Raw genomic sequence first — 17480 nt, 5'->3', positions numbered from 1 at the left:
AAATTTATACTCGCCACAATGATCAGTTGCATCTCGGCGCTGGCCTGCGCCAACCCTGTTATTCCTCTCTGGCCGGAAGGCGTGCCCGGAGCGCGCGCCAATATCGGCGCGGAGCAAATCAAGGACGGACGCATATCCAATGTCAGCGAACCGACGCTGACCCTGGTGGGGCCGGCGGTGGACCGGCCGAACGGCACAGCCGTCATCATATGCCCTGGCGGCGGTTATGTGCGGCTTTCCACAGACCGCGAAGGCACGCAGTACGCCAACTGGCTGTCCGGGCTGGGCGTGACGACCTTTGTGCTGAAGTACCGGATGCAGGAATTCGGCCATCCGGCGCCGCTGCAGGACGTGCTGCGCGCGGTGCGCATGGTGCGCTCGCGCGCCAAGGAATTCGGCATCGACCCGGCGCGCATCGGCGTGATGGGCAGCTCGGCGGGCGGTCACCTGGCGGCCAGCGCGGGTACGTTGTTCGATTTGCCTGCAGGCCGCACCGGGGCGGCGCTGGACGGCACCAGCGGCCGGCCGGACTTTCTGATGCTGATGTATCCCGTCATTACCATGGACCCGGCGGCTGCGCACATGGGCTCGCGCGTGGCGCTGCTGGGCAAGTCGCCGTCGGCCGAGCTGGTGGCGCAGATGTCGCTGGAAAAGCAGGTCACCGCCGCCACGCCGCCCACGCTGCTGATCCACACGCAGGAGGACCAGTCCGTGCCGGTTGAGAACAGCATCCTGTTCTACCAGGCGCTGACCAAGGCGCGCGTGCCTGCGGAGATGTATCTGTTTGAACATGGCGGGCATGGCATGGGCATGAAGGACGGGCTGGGGACTTCGTCCGAGTGGCCACGGCGCGCAGAGGAGTGGCTGCGCACGCGGGGCTTGCTGTCGAAGCGATAGGCCGCGCCTGGCGGGTTAGCGTGAGCGTAACCCGCCAGCTCCGTCACGCAAAGTGGAACATCTGCTCCAGCGGCCATTCGCGCGGCCGGTTACCCGGCTCGACTTCCATCAGGTCGGCCATGTAGTCCCACCAGCGCTTCATCACTTCCTTCTGCGGCAGCTCGGCGATCTTGTTGTCCGGCCAGAGCTTCAGCACCGCGAACAAGTGCAGCGTTTCCTCATCGAGGAAAATCGAATAGTCGTAGATGCCGGCGTCACGCAGCGCGCGCGCCAGGTCCGGCCACAGTTCGTCGTGGCGACGGCGGTATTCCTCCACCGTGCCGGGTTTGAGTTTCATGCGGAAGGCGCGCGAGGTCATTTTTTTGCCACCATTTTCTTGAGTTCCGCCGCAGCCAGCAGGAAGCCGCCCACGCCGTAGTTATAGCTGGACGCAGGCCGGTAGAACGCCGGTTCCGCGCCGGTCTGCTGGATGCCGCCCAGGCGGCCGTCCGCATACACGTTCTTCAGTATGCCCGCCCAGGCGCGCTCGATGACAGGGCGGTAGGTCTTCTCGTCCAGGTAGCCCTGGTTCACGCCGTAAGCCATGCCGAAGACGAACAGCGCGGAGCCGGAGATTTCCGGCAGCGGATAGGTCGCGGGGTCCAGCAGGCCAGCGTGCCACAGGCCGTCCGGTCCCTGGATTTTCGCCACGGCCGCCGACATCTCGCGCAGCTGCTGGATGTAGAACGGCCGCTTCGGATCGTCCGCCGGAATCAGGTCTATGCTGCGCGCCAGGCCGCCCAGCACCCAGCCTTCGCCGCGCGACCAGAAGATCTTCTTGCCGTTCGGTTCAGTCTTGCCCACGTAGCTCGCGTCGCGCGCGTACAGGTGCTCCTGCTTGTCGTACAGCAGATCGTAGGTGTTCTGCCATTGCGTGTGCACGTAGTCCAGGTACTTGCGGTCACCGGTGGCCTTGTACATCTTCAGCCATACCGGCGGCGCCATGAACAGCGCGTCGCACCACCACCAAGGCAGGCGGTCGTCGCCGGGCTTGAGCGTCTTCAGGTTGATCAGGATGTCGAGCTGGGTGCGGGTGGCGGCCAGTTTTTCAGGCGTGGGGTCCAGCGCGTACAGCTCCAGATAGGTCTGCGCCACGCTGATGTCGTCCGCGTTGGGGTATGGCGTGCGCAGCTCCCAGTTGAAGCCCTTGGCCATGGTCAGCATGGCGTCGCGGTATTTCGCGTCGCCGGTCGCGTCGCTGGCGGCCATGAAGCCTGTGAACAGCACGGCCGAGGTCCAGATCTTGTCCAGGTGGCGCATGGTGCGGTCCAGCTGCCAGTCCGCCACTTTGCGCAAGGCCTTGTCGATGGCCGCAGTCTGCAGGGCCGGCGACAGGTCTGTCGCCAGCGGGCCGCCGTCGACAGGCGCGTCGCCGAATTTGCGATTGGTGTCCTTGTCCACGATGGCCTGCTGCGCCGGCGTGGGCAGCGGGTAGTTCTGCTGCGCCGAGGCCAGGCCGAAGGCCAGGCTCAGCGAGATGAAAAGTGCGGTCTTATTAAACATCAGGTCTTGTCCTGTTCTTCAAAGCTTTTCTTCGATGGGTCTTCCTTGGGCTTGGCCACGCCCACAACGGTGCTGCCGGCAGGCAGGCCGCGCACGGCGGCGCCCTCTTCCAGTTCAACCGGCGCGCCAAGCGCGAGCTTCACGTCGCTGAACTGCCAGTCCTTCACGTCGTGGATAAAGCCGCCTTGCTTGGCTTGAATGTCCACGTTCTTCAGGCTGAACCGCTCCAGCGGCACTTCCTTGTAGCCGCTCACTTCGAACGCCGTGGTGGCGCCGGTGGCCTGAATGTTCCAGATGCTCACGTCGTGGAAGTAGGCGCGGCCCTTTTCCTTGGGCACCGGCGTGGCCAGCACTTTCCAGTAGGGAGGATAGTCCTTGATCTCCGGCGGGATAGTGGCGTAGCTGTAGCTTGGATTCCAGTTCATGGTGATGCGCATGACGACGGGGATGTCCGTCATCTTGAAGTCGTGCAGGCGCAGGTTCTCGCCGAAGCCGCCACGGGTGTGCGCGGACTTGAACAGGATACCGACCGGCACGTTGCCCACCACGGTGATGTTGTAGGCCTCGATATTGCGGAAGCCGCCCGCCGTCTCGCTGCCGAAGGTCACGCCTGCGGCGCCGTCGCGCACGATGGAGTCGCGTATCACCACGTCCTCCGTGGTGCGGGCCACGCGTTGGCCGTCGGAATCGCGTCCGGCTTTCAGGCACAGGGCGTCGTCGTTGACGGCGATGTCGGCGTTCTGCACCAGGATGCGCTTGGACGAGTCAATGTCGATGCCGTCGGTGGAGGGGCCACGGCCGCCTTCATTGTTGCGGATGACGACACCGTCCACGGTGATGTCGGTGGAGTAGCAGATGTGCAGCGTCCAGAAGCCCGAGCGGCGCAGCAGCAGGCCGCCGCCGACCTTGACGTGGGAGGAATTGAACACCTGCACCAGGCGCGGGCGCTGCGCATCGTAATCCGAAGCCCAGCGCAGGCCGCGCGGCTCGTACTCCTTGCGCAGGGTCCAGTAGCTGTCCCAGAAGATTTTGCCGTCGCCGTCTATGGTGCCTTCGCCTTCAATGACGGCGTTCTTCTGCTCGTAGACGTTCACCAGCGCGGCCGGCCAGCTCATCTCGATGCCCGCAATGCGGGTGGGCATGACGGGATAGTCCTTGATGTTTTGCGAACCGAGTATGGTGGCGCCCTTCCCCACGTTGAGCGTAACGCCGCTCTTGACGAAGATGGAGCCGCTCAGATAGGTCCCGGCCGGGAACACCACGCGCCCGCCGTCCTTGGCCGCCGCATCGATGGCGGCCTGGATGGCCTTGGTGTTCATGGTCGTTCCGTCGCCTTTGGCGCCGTACTTGTCCACGCTGTAGTCCTTGGCGCCGGCGACCGACATGGCCAGGGCCAGCACGGCGGCCAGCGCGGCCTGTATCCACTTCACTTGCATGGTGTTCCTCATTTGATTTGCTCGGACATCAGGCGCACGGGGCCGAGCATGCCGGACGGCTTGGGCTCGATCAGGTGGGTGTCCTGCGGGACGAAACGCTGGCCGTAGCGTGCGGACAGCAGGCGGTAGTCGGGACGCTCCTGGCCCGCCAGGCCGTTCAGGGCCAGGTTGGCGACCCGCACTTCGATGCGGTTGCTGCCTGCCTTCAGCCACTGGGTTACGTCGAGCTGGTAAGGCGGCTTCCACACGGAGCCCGCGCGGACGCCGTTGACGTAGACCTCGGCAGCTTCGCGCACCGGGCTTTCCAGCATGGCGCGCATGCCCGCCGGGACTTTGGGCGTGCTTTCGAGCGCCGTGCCGGGGCCGAAGTCCAGCGTGACGCGGGCGTTGGCTGCGGGCGCCGCCGCCAGCGTGACGTCCTTGGTGTAGACGCCTACGCCGGAGTAGTAGCGGGTTGCGGCCGTATCCGTCCACGAGCGCAGCTCGGCGATGGCTTGCGGCTGGGCGCCGGCGAAGGCCAGCTGCCAGTCGCGGCTCAGGTCCGCCAGTACCGAGGCTGTGCCGGCGACGCCAACGGCGCTGTTGCCGATAGCGCCTGGCGCCGTGGCTTGCGCCGCGTCGGACAGCACGAGCACGCGCGATTCGTAGGGAGCCAGGGTCAGCGCAAAATCGGGCTTCACGCTGGCGGGCGTGGTTTTGCCGTCCTGCGGGTTCCACCAGGCCGCCGAGCGGCGCGTGGCGCGCAGGGTCGCGGTGGTGCGCACTTCGCGGTTGCTGGTGTTGGCGATGAAGTAGATGTCGCCATCGGCCAGCTTGCGGCGGATGAAGCCCACGTCGGACTGGCCGGACGCGAGGCGCAGATCGCCCGGCAGCGCCTTCTTCAGCGCTGCGCCAACGGCTGCGTCGTCCGCCACCACCTGCACTTGCGCGCCGGAGGCGAACAAGGCTTTCGAAGCCGCCGCCACCTGGCCGCCGATGCGCGCGGCATCCGCATAGCCCGGCGCCAGCGACGGCGTGCCGCCAACGGCGATGATCTTGCCGCCGCCGCGCACATAGGCTTGCAGCTTGGCCAGCACTTCCGGCGCCAGGCGCGTTACGTGCGGCAGCACCAGCACCGGATGCTTCACGCCCAGCGCTAGGATGGACTCGGCGTCGACATAGTCAAGGTTGTGGCCCGCGTCGAGTATCTGCTCGGTCAGCAGCGGCGTAACGTGCTTGTGCATTTCGGCCGACAGCGACACCTTGCCCGGCGTGAGCGCGGAGTAGACGTCGTCGTTCGGCAGCAGCACCGCCACTTCATTGGCCGGCTGCCCCTGGCGCAGCAGATAGCTGGTGCGCTGCAGATAGGCGTTCACGTCCGGCATGACGTTCCACCAGGGCTGGTGGTCGTTGAACACGGCGGCGGCATAGAAGGAGTAGCCCGGTTCCTGCGCGCCCGGCGGCGTGTACGGCCAGCCGTGGCCGACGAACTGGTTCACGCCCTGCAGCAGCATGCGGTCCGCTTCCACCTTCATGTCCAGCGGCGTGGCGCTGAAGGCGGGGGAATTGAGCCAGGTCCACGTCTCGGCGGAGACCACGGGGCGGTTGTACAAATGGCCAGCCGACGTGGCAAGGCGGGTGAAGGAGAAGCTGCGGAACTGCGGGCCTTCGCCTTCCGGCAGCGCCACCAAGCGGTTGCTGGACATGGAGACAGCGGGCTCGCCGTAGGTCTGCGAGCGGAACTGGGTGCGGTGGGCGGTGGCCCAGTCGTTCACCGGCGTGAGATAGCGTTCGTTGACCAGTTCCGTCTGCGTGAGCGCCCAGTCGTGGCGCACGGCGGCGGCGTCCGGCCCCTGGCCGCTGTAGACGGCGGGCAGGTGCGGCTTCAGATCGTAGCCGCGGCGGCGCTGGAACTCGGCCAGGAAATCGCCGGTCCAGTCGGTGCCGTAGACTTCCAGGCTGTCCGAAAAGACGGCGTAAGGCGGCTTGTCGCCAAAGGCTTTCATCAGCGGCTCGGCCACGGTGTTCAGGTGGTGGTCGATGGCGGTGCGGCTCAAATGGTCCAGCACAAAGCCTTCCGCGCCCAATGCGGCGCGCTTGACCTGCTGGCCGGTGCGGCTGGCGATGTAGTGCACCGCCACACGCGCCTGCGCAGCCGGTTCCACGGCGGCGCGGCCGGTGGCGGAAGCTTTGGCGTCCAGCAGGCGCAGCTTGGTGGCGTCGTACTGCTTGTCGCTGCCCTCGCCCACGAAGGCGGCCACCAGGCTTTCGCCGCTCATGACGGACGGCAGCGCGTAAGACGCGGCGCCCGCGGGAATGGCGATTGCCGCCACGCGCATGCGGCTGGCGGCTTCCGTCACGGGGACGTTGGGACCGCCATAGGGCCAGCCGCTGGCCAGCGTCATGTCCACGCGCAGCTTCTGCTCATGGGCCTTGGCGTTGACGAAGCTGACGGCGTCGAGGAATTCGGGGGAAAGATAGGGAACGTTGCGGATGCCGCGCGCGGGGTCATCCAGTTCCATGGGGTAGACGGGCTGGATTTCAAAACCGCCGAAACCGCCCTGCTTCATGGCCAGCATTTCGCGTTCCAGCTGCGATTTGACCACGTTCGGGCCAAACCACCACCAGCGCACCAGGGCCTTGGCGTCGTCCGGCGGGACGGCCAGCCTGGCCGCCACGTCCGACAGCCGGTCGGACCGCACCGGCGCGGGAGGCACAAAAGCTGCGGATACACCGGCGCCCGCCGCCACGGCGGAGCCGGCTGCAAGCGCCGCCGCTGCCGCGGCGATCCAGGTGTAGGAAATGTAGCGGGTAGCCGCCGTCCTGCGCATGGTGCGCTTGCTCATCGATAGGCTCCAGCGGACGTTTAGACGATGCCGCTGCTGCTGGCGCCTGCCTTTGCCGGACGCGCCACGGCCGCCTTCTCGCGGTAGCCGGAGGCGCGGTAGCAAGCCACCGGATCAATGGCGCCGCCCGAACGCAGGCGAGCCATGGCCAGGATGGCGCTGACGTCGGTGCGGTAGGCCTGCTTGAGGGCCTGCGCCGATTGCAGCGCGTCGTTGCTCTCCTGGTACTGCTTGAGCGCTGCGCGGTCCACCAGCGCCGCCTGCACGGCTGCGCGCTGCACTTCGGCCGCGCTGTTCATCAGGCTTTCGATAGGATCGGTCACGTTGTGCGACTGGTCCAGCATGTAGGCCGGATTGAAGCCGGCGCCGTCGCGCTGCTCGGCGTCCGCCAGTTCATTGAAGACCAGGAACAGCTGGAACGGGTTGATGCTGCCCGAATCCAGGTCGTCGTCGCCGTATTTGCTGTCGTTGAAGTGGAAACCGCCCAGCTTGCCGAACTGCGCCAGGCGCGCCACGATCATTTCGATATTGGTGTTCGGCGCGTGGTGGCCCAGGTCGACCAGGCATTTCGCTTTCGGGCCGAGCTGCTGGGCGCAGGCGAAGCTGGTGCCCCAGTCGGCGATGGTGGTGGCGTAGAACGCGGGCTCGAACAGCTTGTGTTCGATGTACATCTGCCAGTCGTCCGGCAGCGCCGCGTAGATGCCGCGTGCGCTGTCCAGGTAGCGTTCCAGCGCGCCGCGCAGGTTGTGCTGGCCGGGGAAGTTGGCGCCGTCGCCCACCCACACGGTCAGGCCTTTCGAGCCGAGCGCCTTGCCCAGTTCGATGCATTCGATATTGTGCGCCACGGCTTGCGCGCGGGTGGCCGCGTCCTGGGACGTCAGGCTGCCGTATTTGTAGCTGTGTTCCTGGCCCTGCTGGTCCTGGAAGGTGTTCGAGTTGACCGCGTCGAAGCCCAGGCCGTAGCCTTCGGCCTGCTGGCGCAGTGCGCTCGGGTCGGTGGTTTTATCCCATGGGAAGTGCAGCGACACGCTAGGCGTGGCGCGCGTGAGCTGATGGATCACGCCGCAGTCTTCCATTTTTTCAAACACGTTGCGCGGCTCGCCCTTGCCCGGGAAGCGTGCGAAACGGGTGCCGCCGGTGCCCACGCCCCAGCTCGGGAGCGCCACGGCAAAACGCTGCGCGGCGGCGGTCAGTTTTTCGATGTCCTGGCCACGGCGGGCCAGCACGCCGGCCAGCGCGTCGTAGTCGGCCTGCAGGTTGGCTTGCAGTTTTGCGTTGTGTTCGGCCACGCGGCCAGCGTCGATCAAAGTGCTCATTCCAGTCTCCATCTGTTCTTTTGAAGGCTGGCATGCGCTGCATGCCAGCCGAATTCCTTAGCGGGTAAAGGCGGCGGCGTTGCCGGCATCCACGTTCAGGATGTTGCCCGTGCTCTTGCCTGCCTTGTCGCTCGACAGGAAGTACACCGCCTCGGCGATGTCTTCCGGCAGCACGCTCAGTTTCAGCATGCTGCGCTGGCGGTAGAAGTCTTCCACGTCGTCCGCGCCGATTTTATTCGACTGGGCGCGTTCCTGCTTCCATTTTCCGTCCCAGATGCGGGAGCCGCGGATCACGGCGTCCGGATTGACTACGTTGACGCGGATGCCGTGCGGCGCGCCTTCCAGCGCGATGCAGCGCGCCAGGTGGATTTCGGCCGCCTTGGCGGTGCAGTAGGCGGACGCGCCGGCCGATGCCACCAGGCCGTTTTTCGAGGCCACGAACACCATGCTGCCGCCCAGCTTCTGCTGCTTCATGATGCGGAAAGCGGCGCGGCTGGCCAGGAAGTAGCCGGTCACCAGGATGTCCTGGTTGCGGTTCCAGATTTCCAGCGTGGTCTCGTCCAGCGGCGCCGACGAGGCGATGCCGGCGTTGGAGATCAGCAGGTCGATGCCGCCGAAGCGCAGCGCGGATGCGCTGATCACGTCCTCCACCGCTTGCTCGCTGGTGATGTTGGCGACGATGCTGCCCACGCTGTCCTTGCCTGCGGTCTTGGCCAGGTCCTTGTGCGCCTGTTCCAGGGCTTCAGGATCGATATCGGTCAGCATGACGCAAGCGCCTTCCTGTAGCAGCTGGCGTGCAACCGCCTGGCCGATGCCGCCGGCGCCGCCGGTGACCAGCGCAATGCGGCCGGCCAGGCTTTTCGGTTTCGGCATGCGCTGCAGTTTCGCTTCTTCCAGCAGCCAGTATTCGATGTCGAAGGCTTCCTGCTCGGGCAGGCCGACGTAGGTGTCCACGCCGTTCGCGCCGCGCATCACGTTGATGGCGTTGACATAGAACTCGCCGGCGATGCGGGCGGTGGCCTTGTCTTTGGCGAAGGACAGCATGCCCACGCCAGGGATCAGGTAGATGATCGGATTGGCGTCGCGCACGGCCGGGCTGTTGTCGTGCTTGCAGCGCTCGTGGTAGGCGCGGTAGTCGGCGCGGTAGGCTTCCAGCTGCTCATCCAGGCCGGCCACCAGGCCGTCGAAGTCCGGCTTGGCCGGGTCGAAGTCGATCACGAACGGACGGATCTTGGTGCGCAGGAAGTGGTCCGGGCAGGAAGTGCCCAGCGCGGCCAGCGGCTCCAGGTCCTTGCTGCAGACGAATTCCAGCACGGCGTCGCTGTCGTCGAAGTGGCCCAGTTTGTATTCGTCCTGGCTGATCTTGCCGCGCAGGATAGGCATCAGTTTCGCGGCCAGCGCGGAACGCTCTTGCGCTGCCAGCGGGGTGGTGCCGGCGCCGCCGAATACCGGCTGCTTGACGTTGGCGGCCAGCCACTCTTCGGCGCGCTTGATGATGTTCAGCGTGGTCTCGTAGCAGCCCTTGGCGGTGTCGCCCCAGGTGAACAGGCCGTGGCCTTCCAGGATGATGCCTTTCAGCTGCGGCTGCGATTTCGACAGCGCTTCCAGTTTCAGGCCCAGGTCGTAGCCAGGACGCTGCCATGGCAGCCAACCCAGTTCGCCTTCGAACACTTTGGCGGTGATCGCTTCGCTGTTCTTGCAGGCCGCGATGGCGATGCAGGAGTCCGGGTGCATGTGGTCAACGTGCTTGCGGTCGATGTAGGCGTGCAGCGGCGTGTCGATACTGGCGGCGCGCGGGTTCAGGTTGAAGGTGCAGTGCGGCAGATAGGCCACCATCTCGTCTTCCAGCGCCAGGCCGCGGTAGCGCTGCTTGAGCGCTTGCAGCTTGTCCATGTACAGCGTGGAGAAACCGTCCAGCTTGATGCTGCCCAGGTCGCCGCCGGAGCCTTTGACCCACAGCACTTCCACTTGTTCGCCGCTGAGCGGGTCGGCCATCATGACCTTGGCGGAAGTGTTGCCGCCACCGAAATTGGTGATGCGCAGATCCGAACCCAACAGGTTGGAGCGGTACAGCAGCAGTTCAGGCTCGCTCATGGCGGCTGCCGCGCTGTCGTTCCATAGGGAAGCGATCGGTTCTTTCTGCTTCGGGTCTTTCATTTGCTGATCTCCGTTGTTGGGTATGTGTGCTGATTTTTTGCCGCAGGGGCAACTGCAATCAGTAGAAATCAGCGGGGTATGGAGTGTCAATGCGCAAGCAATCAACATGATGACTAAGAACGAAATAATCATATCGTTGATTGGAATGCGCGGTTAATGCTGCAATGCGGCGGAAATAATCAATTAATTGAGCAGAGCTTGATTGACTGGTCAGACCAAAATGATTAGTCTCTATCGTTAATAAAGTGATCACCTGGCACTACCGGCGGCAAAAACCTCCGGAACGACTTGAGTAGACACAAAACAAGAGGAGACAGAAATGGTAAATCACAAGCGCCGTAAACGTTTGTTGAAGCTGCTCGCCGAACATAATACGGCTAGCGTGCCTCAACTGGTCGAGTGGCTCAACGCCTCGCCTGCTACCGTCCGCAGGGACATCAGCTGGCTGGCCGGCCGCAATCTGCTCACCCGCACGCGGGGTGGTGCAACCAATCTGCAACAGAAAAAGCGCGGTTTCCCGCTCACCAGCGAAACCTTCCAGAACAACATCCAGTGCTACGCCGAACGCAAACGCGCCATAGCGCGCTACGCGGCCGGCATGTGCACCGAGGGCGAAACCATCATCATCAACGGTGGCACCACCACCTTCATGATGGCCGAGTTCCTGGTTGACCAGCATCTCAAGATCCTGACCAATTCCTTCCTGATGGCTGAGCGTTTGCTCATTTCGAGTGAGAACGAGATCATCCTGCCGGGCGGCAAGGTGTACCGTGAGCAGAACGTGATCCTGAGCCCCTTCGACAACGACATCACCCAGCACCACTATGCCGCCAAGATGTTCATGAGCGTGTATGGCCTGTCGCTGCTGGGACTGATGGAGGCGGACCCGCTGCTGATCCAGGCCGAGAAGCGACTGATCAGCCAAGCCGAGGAATTGATCGTTTTGGCCGACAGCTCCAAGTTCCAGAAGAAGGCCGGCCTGATCCTGTGCGGCCTGAACCGCGTGTCCACCGTCATCACCGACACCCACGCTTCCGATTCGGCCGTGCAGCTGATGGAGCAGTCGGGCATCCGCGTGGTGACCGTGGAGCCGGAAGCCATGCCGCCGCAAATGAACACCCCTAACTATAACCCAGGGTACGACTTCCAGTCCGCAGCCCTGTTCCAATCGGAGACCTCGCATTGAAGCTCAAGAAACTCGCAATCGCGGCGCTGGCCGCAAGCATGCTCGTCGCCTTTGCTGGCTGTGAAAAGAAGCAGGAAAAGGTACGCATCGCCATGGTGGTGAAGAATCTGGGCAACGGCTTCTTTGACGCGGCCCACGCCGGCGCCAAGGAAGCGGCGGCGCAGCTCAAGGATGTGGAGATCATCTACACCGGACCGACCACGCCCAGCGCCGAAGGCCAGATCGAGATCGTCAACTCGCTCATCAGCCAGAAGGTCAGCGCCATTGTGATCTCGGCCAACGACCCGGATGCGCTGGTACCGATCGCCAAGAAGGCCATGGCGCGCGGCATCAAGGTAATTTCCTTCGACAGCGGCCTGTCGCAGGAGGGCCGCCTGATGCAGCTGAACCCGTCCAACGCGGCACTGATCGGCCAGAAGCAGATCCAGATGGCCTCGGACGCCATAGGCGGCGCCGGCGAGATCGCCATCCTGTCCGCTTCCGCGCAGGCCACCAACCAGAACATCTGGATCAATGTGATGAAGTCCGAGCTGGCCAAGCCGGAATTCGCCAAGCTGAAACTGGTGGCCACCGTGTACGGCGACGACCAGTCGGACAAGAGCTACCGCGAAGCCATCGGCCTGCTGCGCAGCAATCCGGGCCTGAAAGCCATCATCGCGCCGACCACCGTGGGCATCAACGCGGCCAGCAAGGCCGTGGTGGACGAGCACCTGGTGGGCAAGGTGTTCGTCACCGGCCTGGGCCTGCCGTCCGAAATGGCGGGCCACGTCAAGAGCGGCGCGGTGCGCGAGTTCGCGATCTGGAACCCGATCGACCTGGGCTACGCCGCCACCTATGCAGCGTATGACTTTGTCAAAGGCGCTCCGAACGCGAAGGCGGGCGGCTCGGTATCGGCCGGCCGCATGGGCACCATTGCGATAGACGCGAACGGCGAAGCGGCCATGGGCGCACCGTTCACCTACAACAAAGAGAACGTCGACAAGTTCTCCAAAATCTTCTGACGCGGACGTAGCATGCAACTCAATTTGTTAGCAAACGGCGAGCTGCCGCTGCCGGCCGGTGCACAGCCGGCGGCGTCGTCCGCCGCCTCGGTTCCGGCCGCTGCTGCTGCGGCGGGCGCCGCCCTGCCCGCGCCGGTGCTGGCGCTGACCGGCATCAGCAAGCGCTTCGCCGGCATCGTGGCACTGAACAAGGTAGCGCTATCCGTGCGCCCCGGCGAAGTGATGGCCCTGATCGGCGAGAACGGCGCGGGCAAGTCCACGCTGGTCAAGACGCTGACCGGCATCTATCGCCCGGACGAAGGCAGCATGGAATTGTGCGGCAAGTCGGTGACCTTCGCCAGCGCGCAGGAAGCCATGCGCGCCGGCATCACCGCCGTGCACCAGGAAACGGTGATGTTCGACGAACTGACCGTGGCCGAGAACATCTACGTCGGCCGCCAGCCTTGCAAGGGCGCGCTGGGCCGCGTGGACTGGCGCCTGATCGAAGCGGAAGCGGAAAAACTGTTTGAACGCCTGGAAGTGTCGCTGCCGGTGCGCGCCAAGGTGAAAGACCTGAGCGTGGCGCAGCGCCATTTCGTGGAGATCGCCCGCGCCCTGTCGCAGGATGCGCGCGTGGTCATCATGGACGAGCCCACCGCCTCGCTGTCGCAGCGCGAGATCCAGGAGCTGTACCGCATCATCGCCCAGCTGCGCGCAGCGGGGACCGCCGTCATCTTCATCTCGCACAAATTCGACGAGATCTTCGCCGTGGCCGACCGCTACACCGTGCTGCGCGACGGCCAGTTCATCGCCGAGGGCGCGCTGTGCGACATCACCGAACCTGAACTGGTGGCGCTGATGGTGGGCCGCGCCGTGCACCAGGCCTATCCCAAGGCCGACGTCACGCCAGGCCCCGTGCTGCTGGAAGTCGAGGGCTTCTGCCACCCGACCGAATTCGAGAACGTGAGCTTCAAGCTGCGCCAGGGCGAGATCCTGGGCTTCTACGGCCTGGTGGGCGCGGGCCGCTCCGAAGTGATGCAGGCGCTGTTCGGCCTGAGCACCGGCGTGCGCGGCTCGGTGCGCCTGGGTGGACGCCAGGTGCGCATCACCTGCCCCGCCGACGCCATCGAGCACGGCATCGCCTACGTGCCGGAAGACCGCCAGCACCAGGGCGCTCACCTGTCGCTGCCCATCCTGCAGAACATCACCCTGCCCATCCTGGACAAAGTGGGCTTCCTGCTGCGCGGACGCCGCGCGCAGGAAAACACCATTGCGCGCCATTTCAGCGAACAGCTGGAACTGAAGGCCAGCCACCTGACGCAGTTGGTGTCCGAGCTTTCGGGCGGCAACCAGCAGAAGGTCGTGCTGGGCAAATGGCTGGCGACCAATCCGCGCGTAATTATCCTGGACGAGCCGACCAAGGGCATCGACATCGGCTCCAAGGCCGCCGTGCACAAATTCGTCAGCGAACTGGTAGGCAAAGGCCTGTCGGTCATCCTGGTGTCGTCCGAACTGCCCGAGGTGCTGGGGCTGGCGGACCGCGTGGTGGTCATGCACCAGGGGCACATCACCAATGTATTCGAGCGGGCCGAGGCCACGCCCGAGAAAGTAGTGGCGGCGGCTTCCGGCTGCGCGCTGCCAGTTGAGGAATGCGCATGAACGCACTGAAAAGTGGTCTGAAACAAAGGGAGGCGCTGCTGGCGCTGATGATAGTGGCCCTGATACTGCTGGTGGGCCTGCGCGCGCCGGTGTTCCTGAGCTGGGGCAGCCTGGCCGGCCTGCTGACGGACAGCACCCTGCTCATCATGCTGGCGCTGACGCAGATGCTGGTCATCGTCACGCGCGGCGTGGATTTGTCGGTGGCGTCCAACCTGGCCTTGTCCGGCATGATGTCGGCGCTGCTGGCGGCGCGCTATCCCGAGCTGCCGCTGGTGCTGGTGATGCTGGCCGCCGTGGCCATCGGCCTGCTGCTTGGCCTGGTCAACGGCTGGCTGATAGGCTACCTGGAACTGCCGCCCATCGTGGTTACGCTGGGCACCATGAGCGTGTACCGGGGGCTGGTGTTCGTGCTGTCCGGCGGCGCTTGGGTGTCCTCGCACCAGATGCCGGCCGACTTCATCGCCTTCCCGCTGGCGCGCCTGCTGGGCGTCAGCCACCTGGTCTGGATCGCCGTGGCGACCGTGCTGGCGGCCGTGTTCGTGGCGCGCCACAGCCGTTTTGGCCGCGACCTGTACGCCGTGGGCAACGAGCCCGCGTCGGCGCGCTATGTCGGCATTCCGATTGCGCGCCGCCTGCTGTGGACCTACGGCCTGTCCGGCCTGATGGCTGGCCTGTGCGGCTACCTGTGGGTGGCGCGCTACGCCGTCGCCTACACCGAAATCGCCTACGGCTTCGAGTTCACCGTGATTGCGGCCTGCGTCATCGGCGGCATCAGCATCGCGGGCGGCACCGGCACGGTGGCCGGCGCTGTGCTGGGCGCGCTGTTCCTGGCCGTCATCGGCAATGCGCTGCCGGTGCTGAAAGTATCGCCGTTCTGGCAAAGCGCGCTGACCGGCTTTGTCATCCTGACCGCCGTGATGATTAACGCGCGCGGCAACAAGAGCGCCGGGCGCCAGATCCTGCCGCTGCATCTGATTAAATCTACCGGGAGTGCCGCGTGAATCCAGCGCCTATGCCAACCTCGACGCAAACCACCGCACCGGCGGCGAGCACGTCGCGCTACGTTATCCAGGACCGTCCGGGCTTCCGCCTGGGCGCGGCGCTGGGCCGCTGGGAAAGCCTGCTGGCCTTGCTGCTGCTGGCCGCCTTCGTCGTCTGCGCCATACTGCTGCCGAACTTCCTGGACCTGAACAACCTGGCCGACGGCACGTTCAACTTCAGCGAGAAAGCGCTGATCGCGCTGCCGATGGCGCTGCTCATCATTTGCCGCGAGATCGATATTTCGGTGGCGGGCACGCTGGCGCTGTCGTCGGTGGCGATGGGCTACGCCAAGTCCATCGGCCTGCCGCCGGAAAGCCTGCTGTTCGTGGCGCTGGCCACTGGCACGGCCTGCGGCTGGCTTAACGGCTGGCTGGTGACGCGCTGGGCGCTGCCTTCCATCGTGGTCACCATCGGCACGGTGTCGCTGTTCCGCGGCCTGGCCAGCGTGGTGCTGGGCGACCAGGCATACACCGGCTACCCGCAGCTGATGATGGACTGGGGCCAGGGCTATTTCTTCGACCTGATCCCGCGCGAGTTCGTGGTACTGCTGGTGTTTGCGGCCGTCTTCGCGGTGGTGCTGCACGCAACCACCTGGGGCCGCCGCATCTACGCCATCGGCAACAACCCGATAGCGGCGCGTTTCTCCGGCATTCCGGTTGAACGCTACCGCCTGGTGCTGTTCATGGTTGCGGGCGCGATGGCCGGCCTGGCCGCTTACCTGCTCACCGGCCGCATCGGCAGCACGCGTCCGAATATCGCCATGGGCTGGGAACTGGAAGTGATCACCATGGTGATCCTGGGCGGCGTCAGCATCGCCGGCGGCGCGGGCACCATAGGCGGCGTGCTGCTGGCGGTGCTCACGCTGGGCACCGTGACGTATGGCCTGTCGCTGGCGAACATCCCCGGCATCTACATGACCATCGTGGTTGGCGTGCTGCTGCTGGTGACGATTGCGCTGCCACGCCTGCTGCGCGGCCGCAAGGTGGCCAAATGACCGGCAGCGCGACCATAGTTCTCGACATCGGCAAGACCAATGTCAAGCTGGCGCTCCTGGACAGCGGCGGCGGCACGCTGGCAGAACAGCGCAGCCCGAACGCCATCGTCAAGGACGGCTTGTATCCGCACCACGACACGGAGCGGATCTGGGGCTGGATGCTGGACACCATGCGCGCCTTCGCGCAGCTGGCGCATGTCACCGCGATCGTGCCGGTGACGCACGGCGCCACGGCGGCGCTGGTCGACGACCACGGGCTGGTGCTGCCTGTGCTGGACTACGAGTTCGAACTGCCGCCCGAACAGGACGCGGCATATGGCGCGCTGCGGCCGGCATATTCGTCCAGCTATTCTCCGCTGCTGCCGGCGGGCCTGAACCTGGGGCGCCAGCTGGCGTGGCAGGCGCAGGCCTTCCCCGAGCAGTTCGCGCGCGCGCGGCATATCCTGATGTATCCGCAATACTGGGCCTGGCGCCTGAGCGGCGTGGCCGCCAGCGAAGTCACTTCGCTGGGCTGCCATACGGATTTGTGGCAGCCGGCGCGGCAGCAGTATTCCGCGCTGGTCGAGCGCATGGGCTGGAGCGGCCTGTTCCCCGCTATGCAGCCGGCTTGGGCGCCGCTGGGCGCCTTGAAGCCGGACCTGGCCGAGCTGACGGGTTTGCCGTGGGATTGCCAGGTCGTTTGCGGCATCCACGACAGCAATGCATCGCTGCTGCGGCACCTGAACGGCGACGGCGCGCGCACCGTGCTGTCGACCGGCACCTGGGTGATCGCCGCCGCCATCGGCATGCCGCTGGACGGTTTGCGCGAAGAAGCGGACATGCTGGCCAACAGCAATGCGCTGGGCGAGCCGGTGGCGTGCATGCGCTTCATGGGCGGGCGCGAGTTCGGCGAGCTGGCCGGCGCCGCGCCAGAGACCTGCAGCGTGGAGGATTTGCAGCGGCTGATAGACCAGGGCACGATGGCGCTGCCCTGCTTCGCCTCCGCAGGCGGGCCGTTCGGCGGACGGACCGGGGAAATCACCGGTCCCGCACCGCAGACCGCGCATGAGCGCTATGCACTGGCCACGCTGTACTGCGTGCTGATGAGCGATTACTGCCTGTCGGCGCTGAACGCGGCGAGCGTCGCCATCGTGGTGGAAGGCAGCTACACCGGCAATCCGCACTTCGCGCCGCTGCTGGCCGCGCTGCGTCCGGCGCAAGCCGTCATCTGCTCGGACGACGCCAGCGGCACCACTTGCGGCGCCTGGCTGCTGGCAAATTGGGCGGAGAAATGCCCGGATGCCGGAACTGAACCCGGCGCTGACCCCGGCGCCGCCCCCGGCGCGGCGGCGGGCCTGGCTTTGACTGGCTGGGCTGCATACCGCGAGCGCTGGCTCGCGGCGCTTTGATTCCGGCAGCGCCGCATTGCATACATGGCGGGTTACGCGGGGCAAAGCCCCGCTAACCC

General features: G+C 65.4%; 13 protein-coding genes. 7 read left to right on the top strand and 6 right to left on the bottom strand.

The window, feature by feature from the left end:
* The first annotated feature begins 18 nt into the window (after nt 1-18).
* Complete coding sequence (locus AC07S4_RS04490; RefSeq protein WP_494985448.1) at nt 19-897, top strand: alpha/beta hydrolase; 879 nt, start codon at nt 19-21, stop codon at nt 895-897.
* 43 nt (nt 898-940) lie between these two features.
* Here the strand turns inward: AC07S4_RS04490 and AC07S4_RS04485 are convergent, their stop codons facing one another.
* Genes AC07S4_RS04485 through AC07S4_RS04460 form a run of 6 tightly spaced genes read right to left on the bottom strand, consistent with a single transcriptional unit; the run spans nt 941 to nt 10173 of the window.
* The gene (locus AC07S4_RS04485; RefSeq protein ID WP_161072965.1) at nt 941-1255 is read right to left on the bottom strand and encodes an L-rhamnose mutarotase; all 315 of its coding nucleotides are present in this window, start codon (nt 1253-1255) and stop codon (nt 941-943) included.
* Nucleotides 1252-2439 (bottom strand): glycoside hydrolase family 88/105 protein, encoded by a 1188-nt coding sequence (locus tag AC07S4_RS04480; protein ID WP_494985447.1) that lies wholly within the window; start codon nt 2437-2439, stop codon nt 1252-1254. Before AC07S4_RS04480 ends, AC07S4_RS04485 begins: the two co-directional genes overlap by 4 nt.
* Entirely contained in the window at nt 2439-3887 is a 1449-nt protein-coding gene (locus AC07S4_RS04475) for a glycoside hydrolase family 28 protein (protein WP_494985446.1), read from the bottom strand. Before AC07S4_RS04475 ends, AC07S4_RS04480 begins: the two co-directional genes overlap by 1 nt.
* Entirely contained in the window at nt 3884-6700 is a 2817-nt protein-coding gene (locus AC07S4_RS04470; RefSeq protein ID WP_494985445.1) for a glycosyl hydrolase, read from the bottom strand. Before AC07S4_RS04470 ends, AC07S4_RS04475 begins: the two co-directional genes overlap by 4 nt.
* A gap of 20 nt (nt 6701-6720) precedes the next feature.
* Nucleotides 6721-8016, bottom strand: a complete 1296-nt coding sequence (gene rhaI, locus AC07S4_RS04465; RefSeq protein ID WP_494985444.1) for an L-rhamnose catabolism isomerase — start codon at nt 8014-8016, stop codon at nt 6721-6723.
* A gap of 57 nt (nt 8017-8073) precedes the next feature.
* On the bottom strand, nt 8074-10173 hold the full coding sequence (locus AC07S4_RS04460) for a bifunctional rhamnulose-1-phosphate aldolase/short-chain dehydrogenase (protein WP_494985443.1): 2100 nt from the start codon (nt 10171-10173) through the stop codon (nt 8074-8076).
* Between the two features lie 319 nt (nt 10174-10492).
* On the opposite strand from AC07S4_RS04460, the gene AC07S4_RS04455 reads away from it, so the two are divergent.
* The 6 genes from AC07S4_RS04455 to AC07S4_RS04430 are packed head-to-tail and all read left to right on the top strand — an operon-like array spanning nt 10493 to nt 17421.
* On the top strand, nt 10493-11359 hold the full coding sequence (locus tag AC07S4_RS04455) for a DeoR/GlpR family DNA-binding transcription regulator (RefSeq protein ID WP_161072970.1): 867 nt from the start codon (nt 10493-10495) through the stop codon (nt 11357-11359).
* A complete protein-coding gene (gene rhaS, locus AC07S4_RS04450) occupies nt 11356-12360 on the top strand; it encodes a rhamnose ABC transporter substrate-binding protein (RefSeq protein WP_494985442.1) in 1005 nt (334 codons plus the stop codon). Before AC07S4_RS04455 ends, rhaS begins: the two co-directional genes overlap by 4 nt.
* 12 nt (nt 12361-12372) lie before the next feature.
* The gene (locus AC07S4_RS04445) at nt 12373-13998 is read left to right on the top strand and encodes a sugar ABC transporter ATP-binding protein (protein WP_494985441.1); all 1626 of its coding nucleotides are present in this window, start codon (nt 12373-12375) and stop codon (nt 13996-13998) included.
* Nucleotides 13995-14999, top strand: coding sequence for an ABC transporter permease (locus AC07S4_RS04440; RefSeq protein ID WP_494985440.1), 1005 nt, complete (start codon nt 13995-13997; stop codon nt 14997-14999). Before AC07S4_RS04445 ends, AC07S4_RS04440 begins: the two co-directional genes overlap by 4 nt.
* An 11-nt stretch (nt 15000-15010) precedes the next feature.
* Nucleotides 15011-16033 (top strand): ABC transporter permease, encoded by a 1023-nt coding sequence (locus tag AC07S4_RS04435; RefSeq protein WP_494985615.1) that lies wholly within the window; start codon nt 15011-15013, stop codon nt 16031-16033.
* Nucleotides 16030-17421 (top strand): FGGY-family carbohydrate kinase, encoded by a 1392-nt coding sequence (locus AC07S4_RS04430; protein ID WP_494985439.1) that lies wholly within the window; start codon nt 16030-16032, stop codon nt 17419-17421. Before AC07S4_RS04435 ends, AC07S4_RS04430 begins: the two co-directional genes overlap by 4 nt.
* Nucleotides 17422-17480: the final 59 nt, after the last annotated feature.

Source organism: Pseudoduganella sp. GW821-FHT05F09 (assembly GCF_059419605.1).
This window is presented reverse-complemented; position numbering and strand designations above follow the sequence as displayed.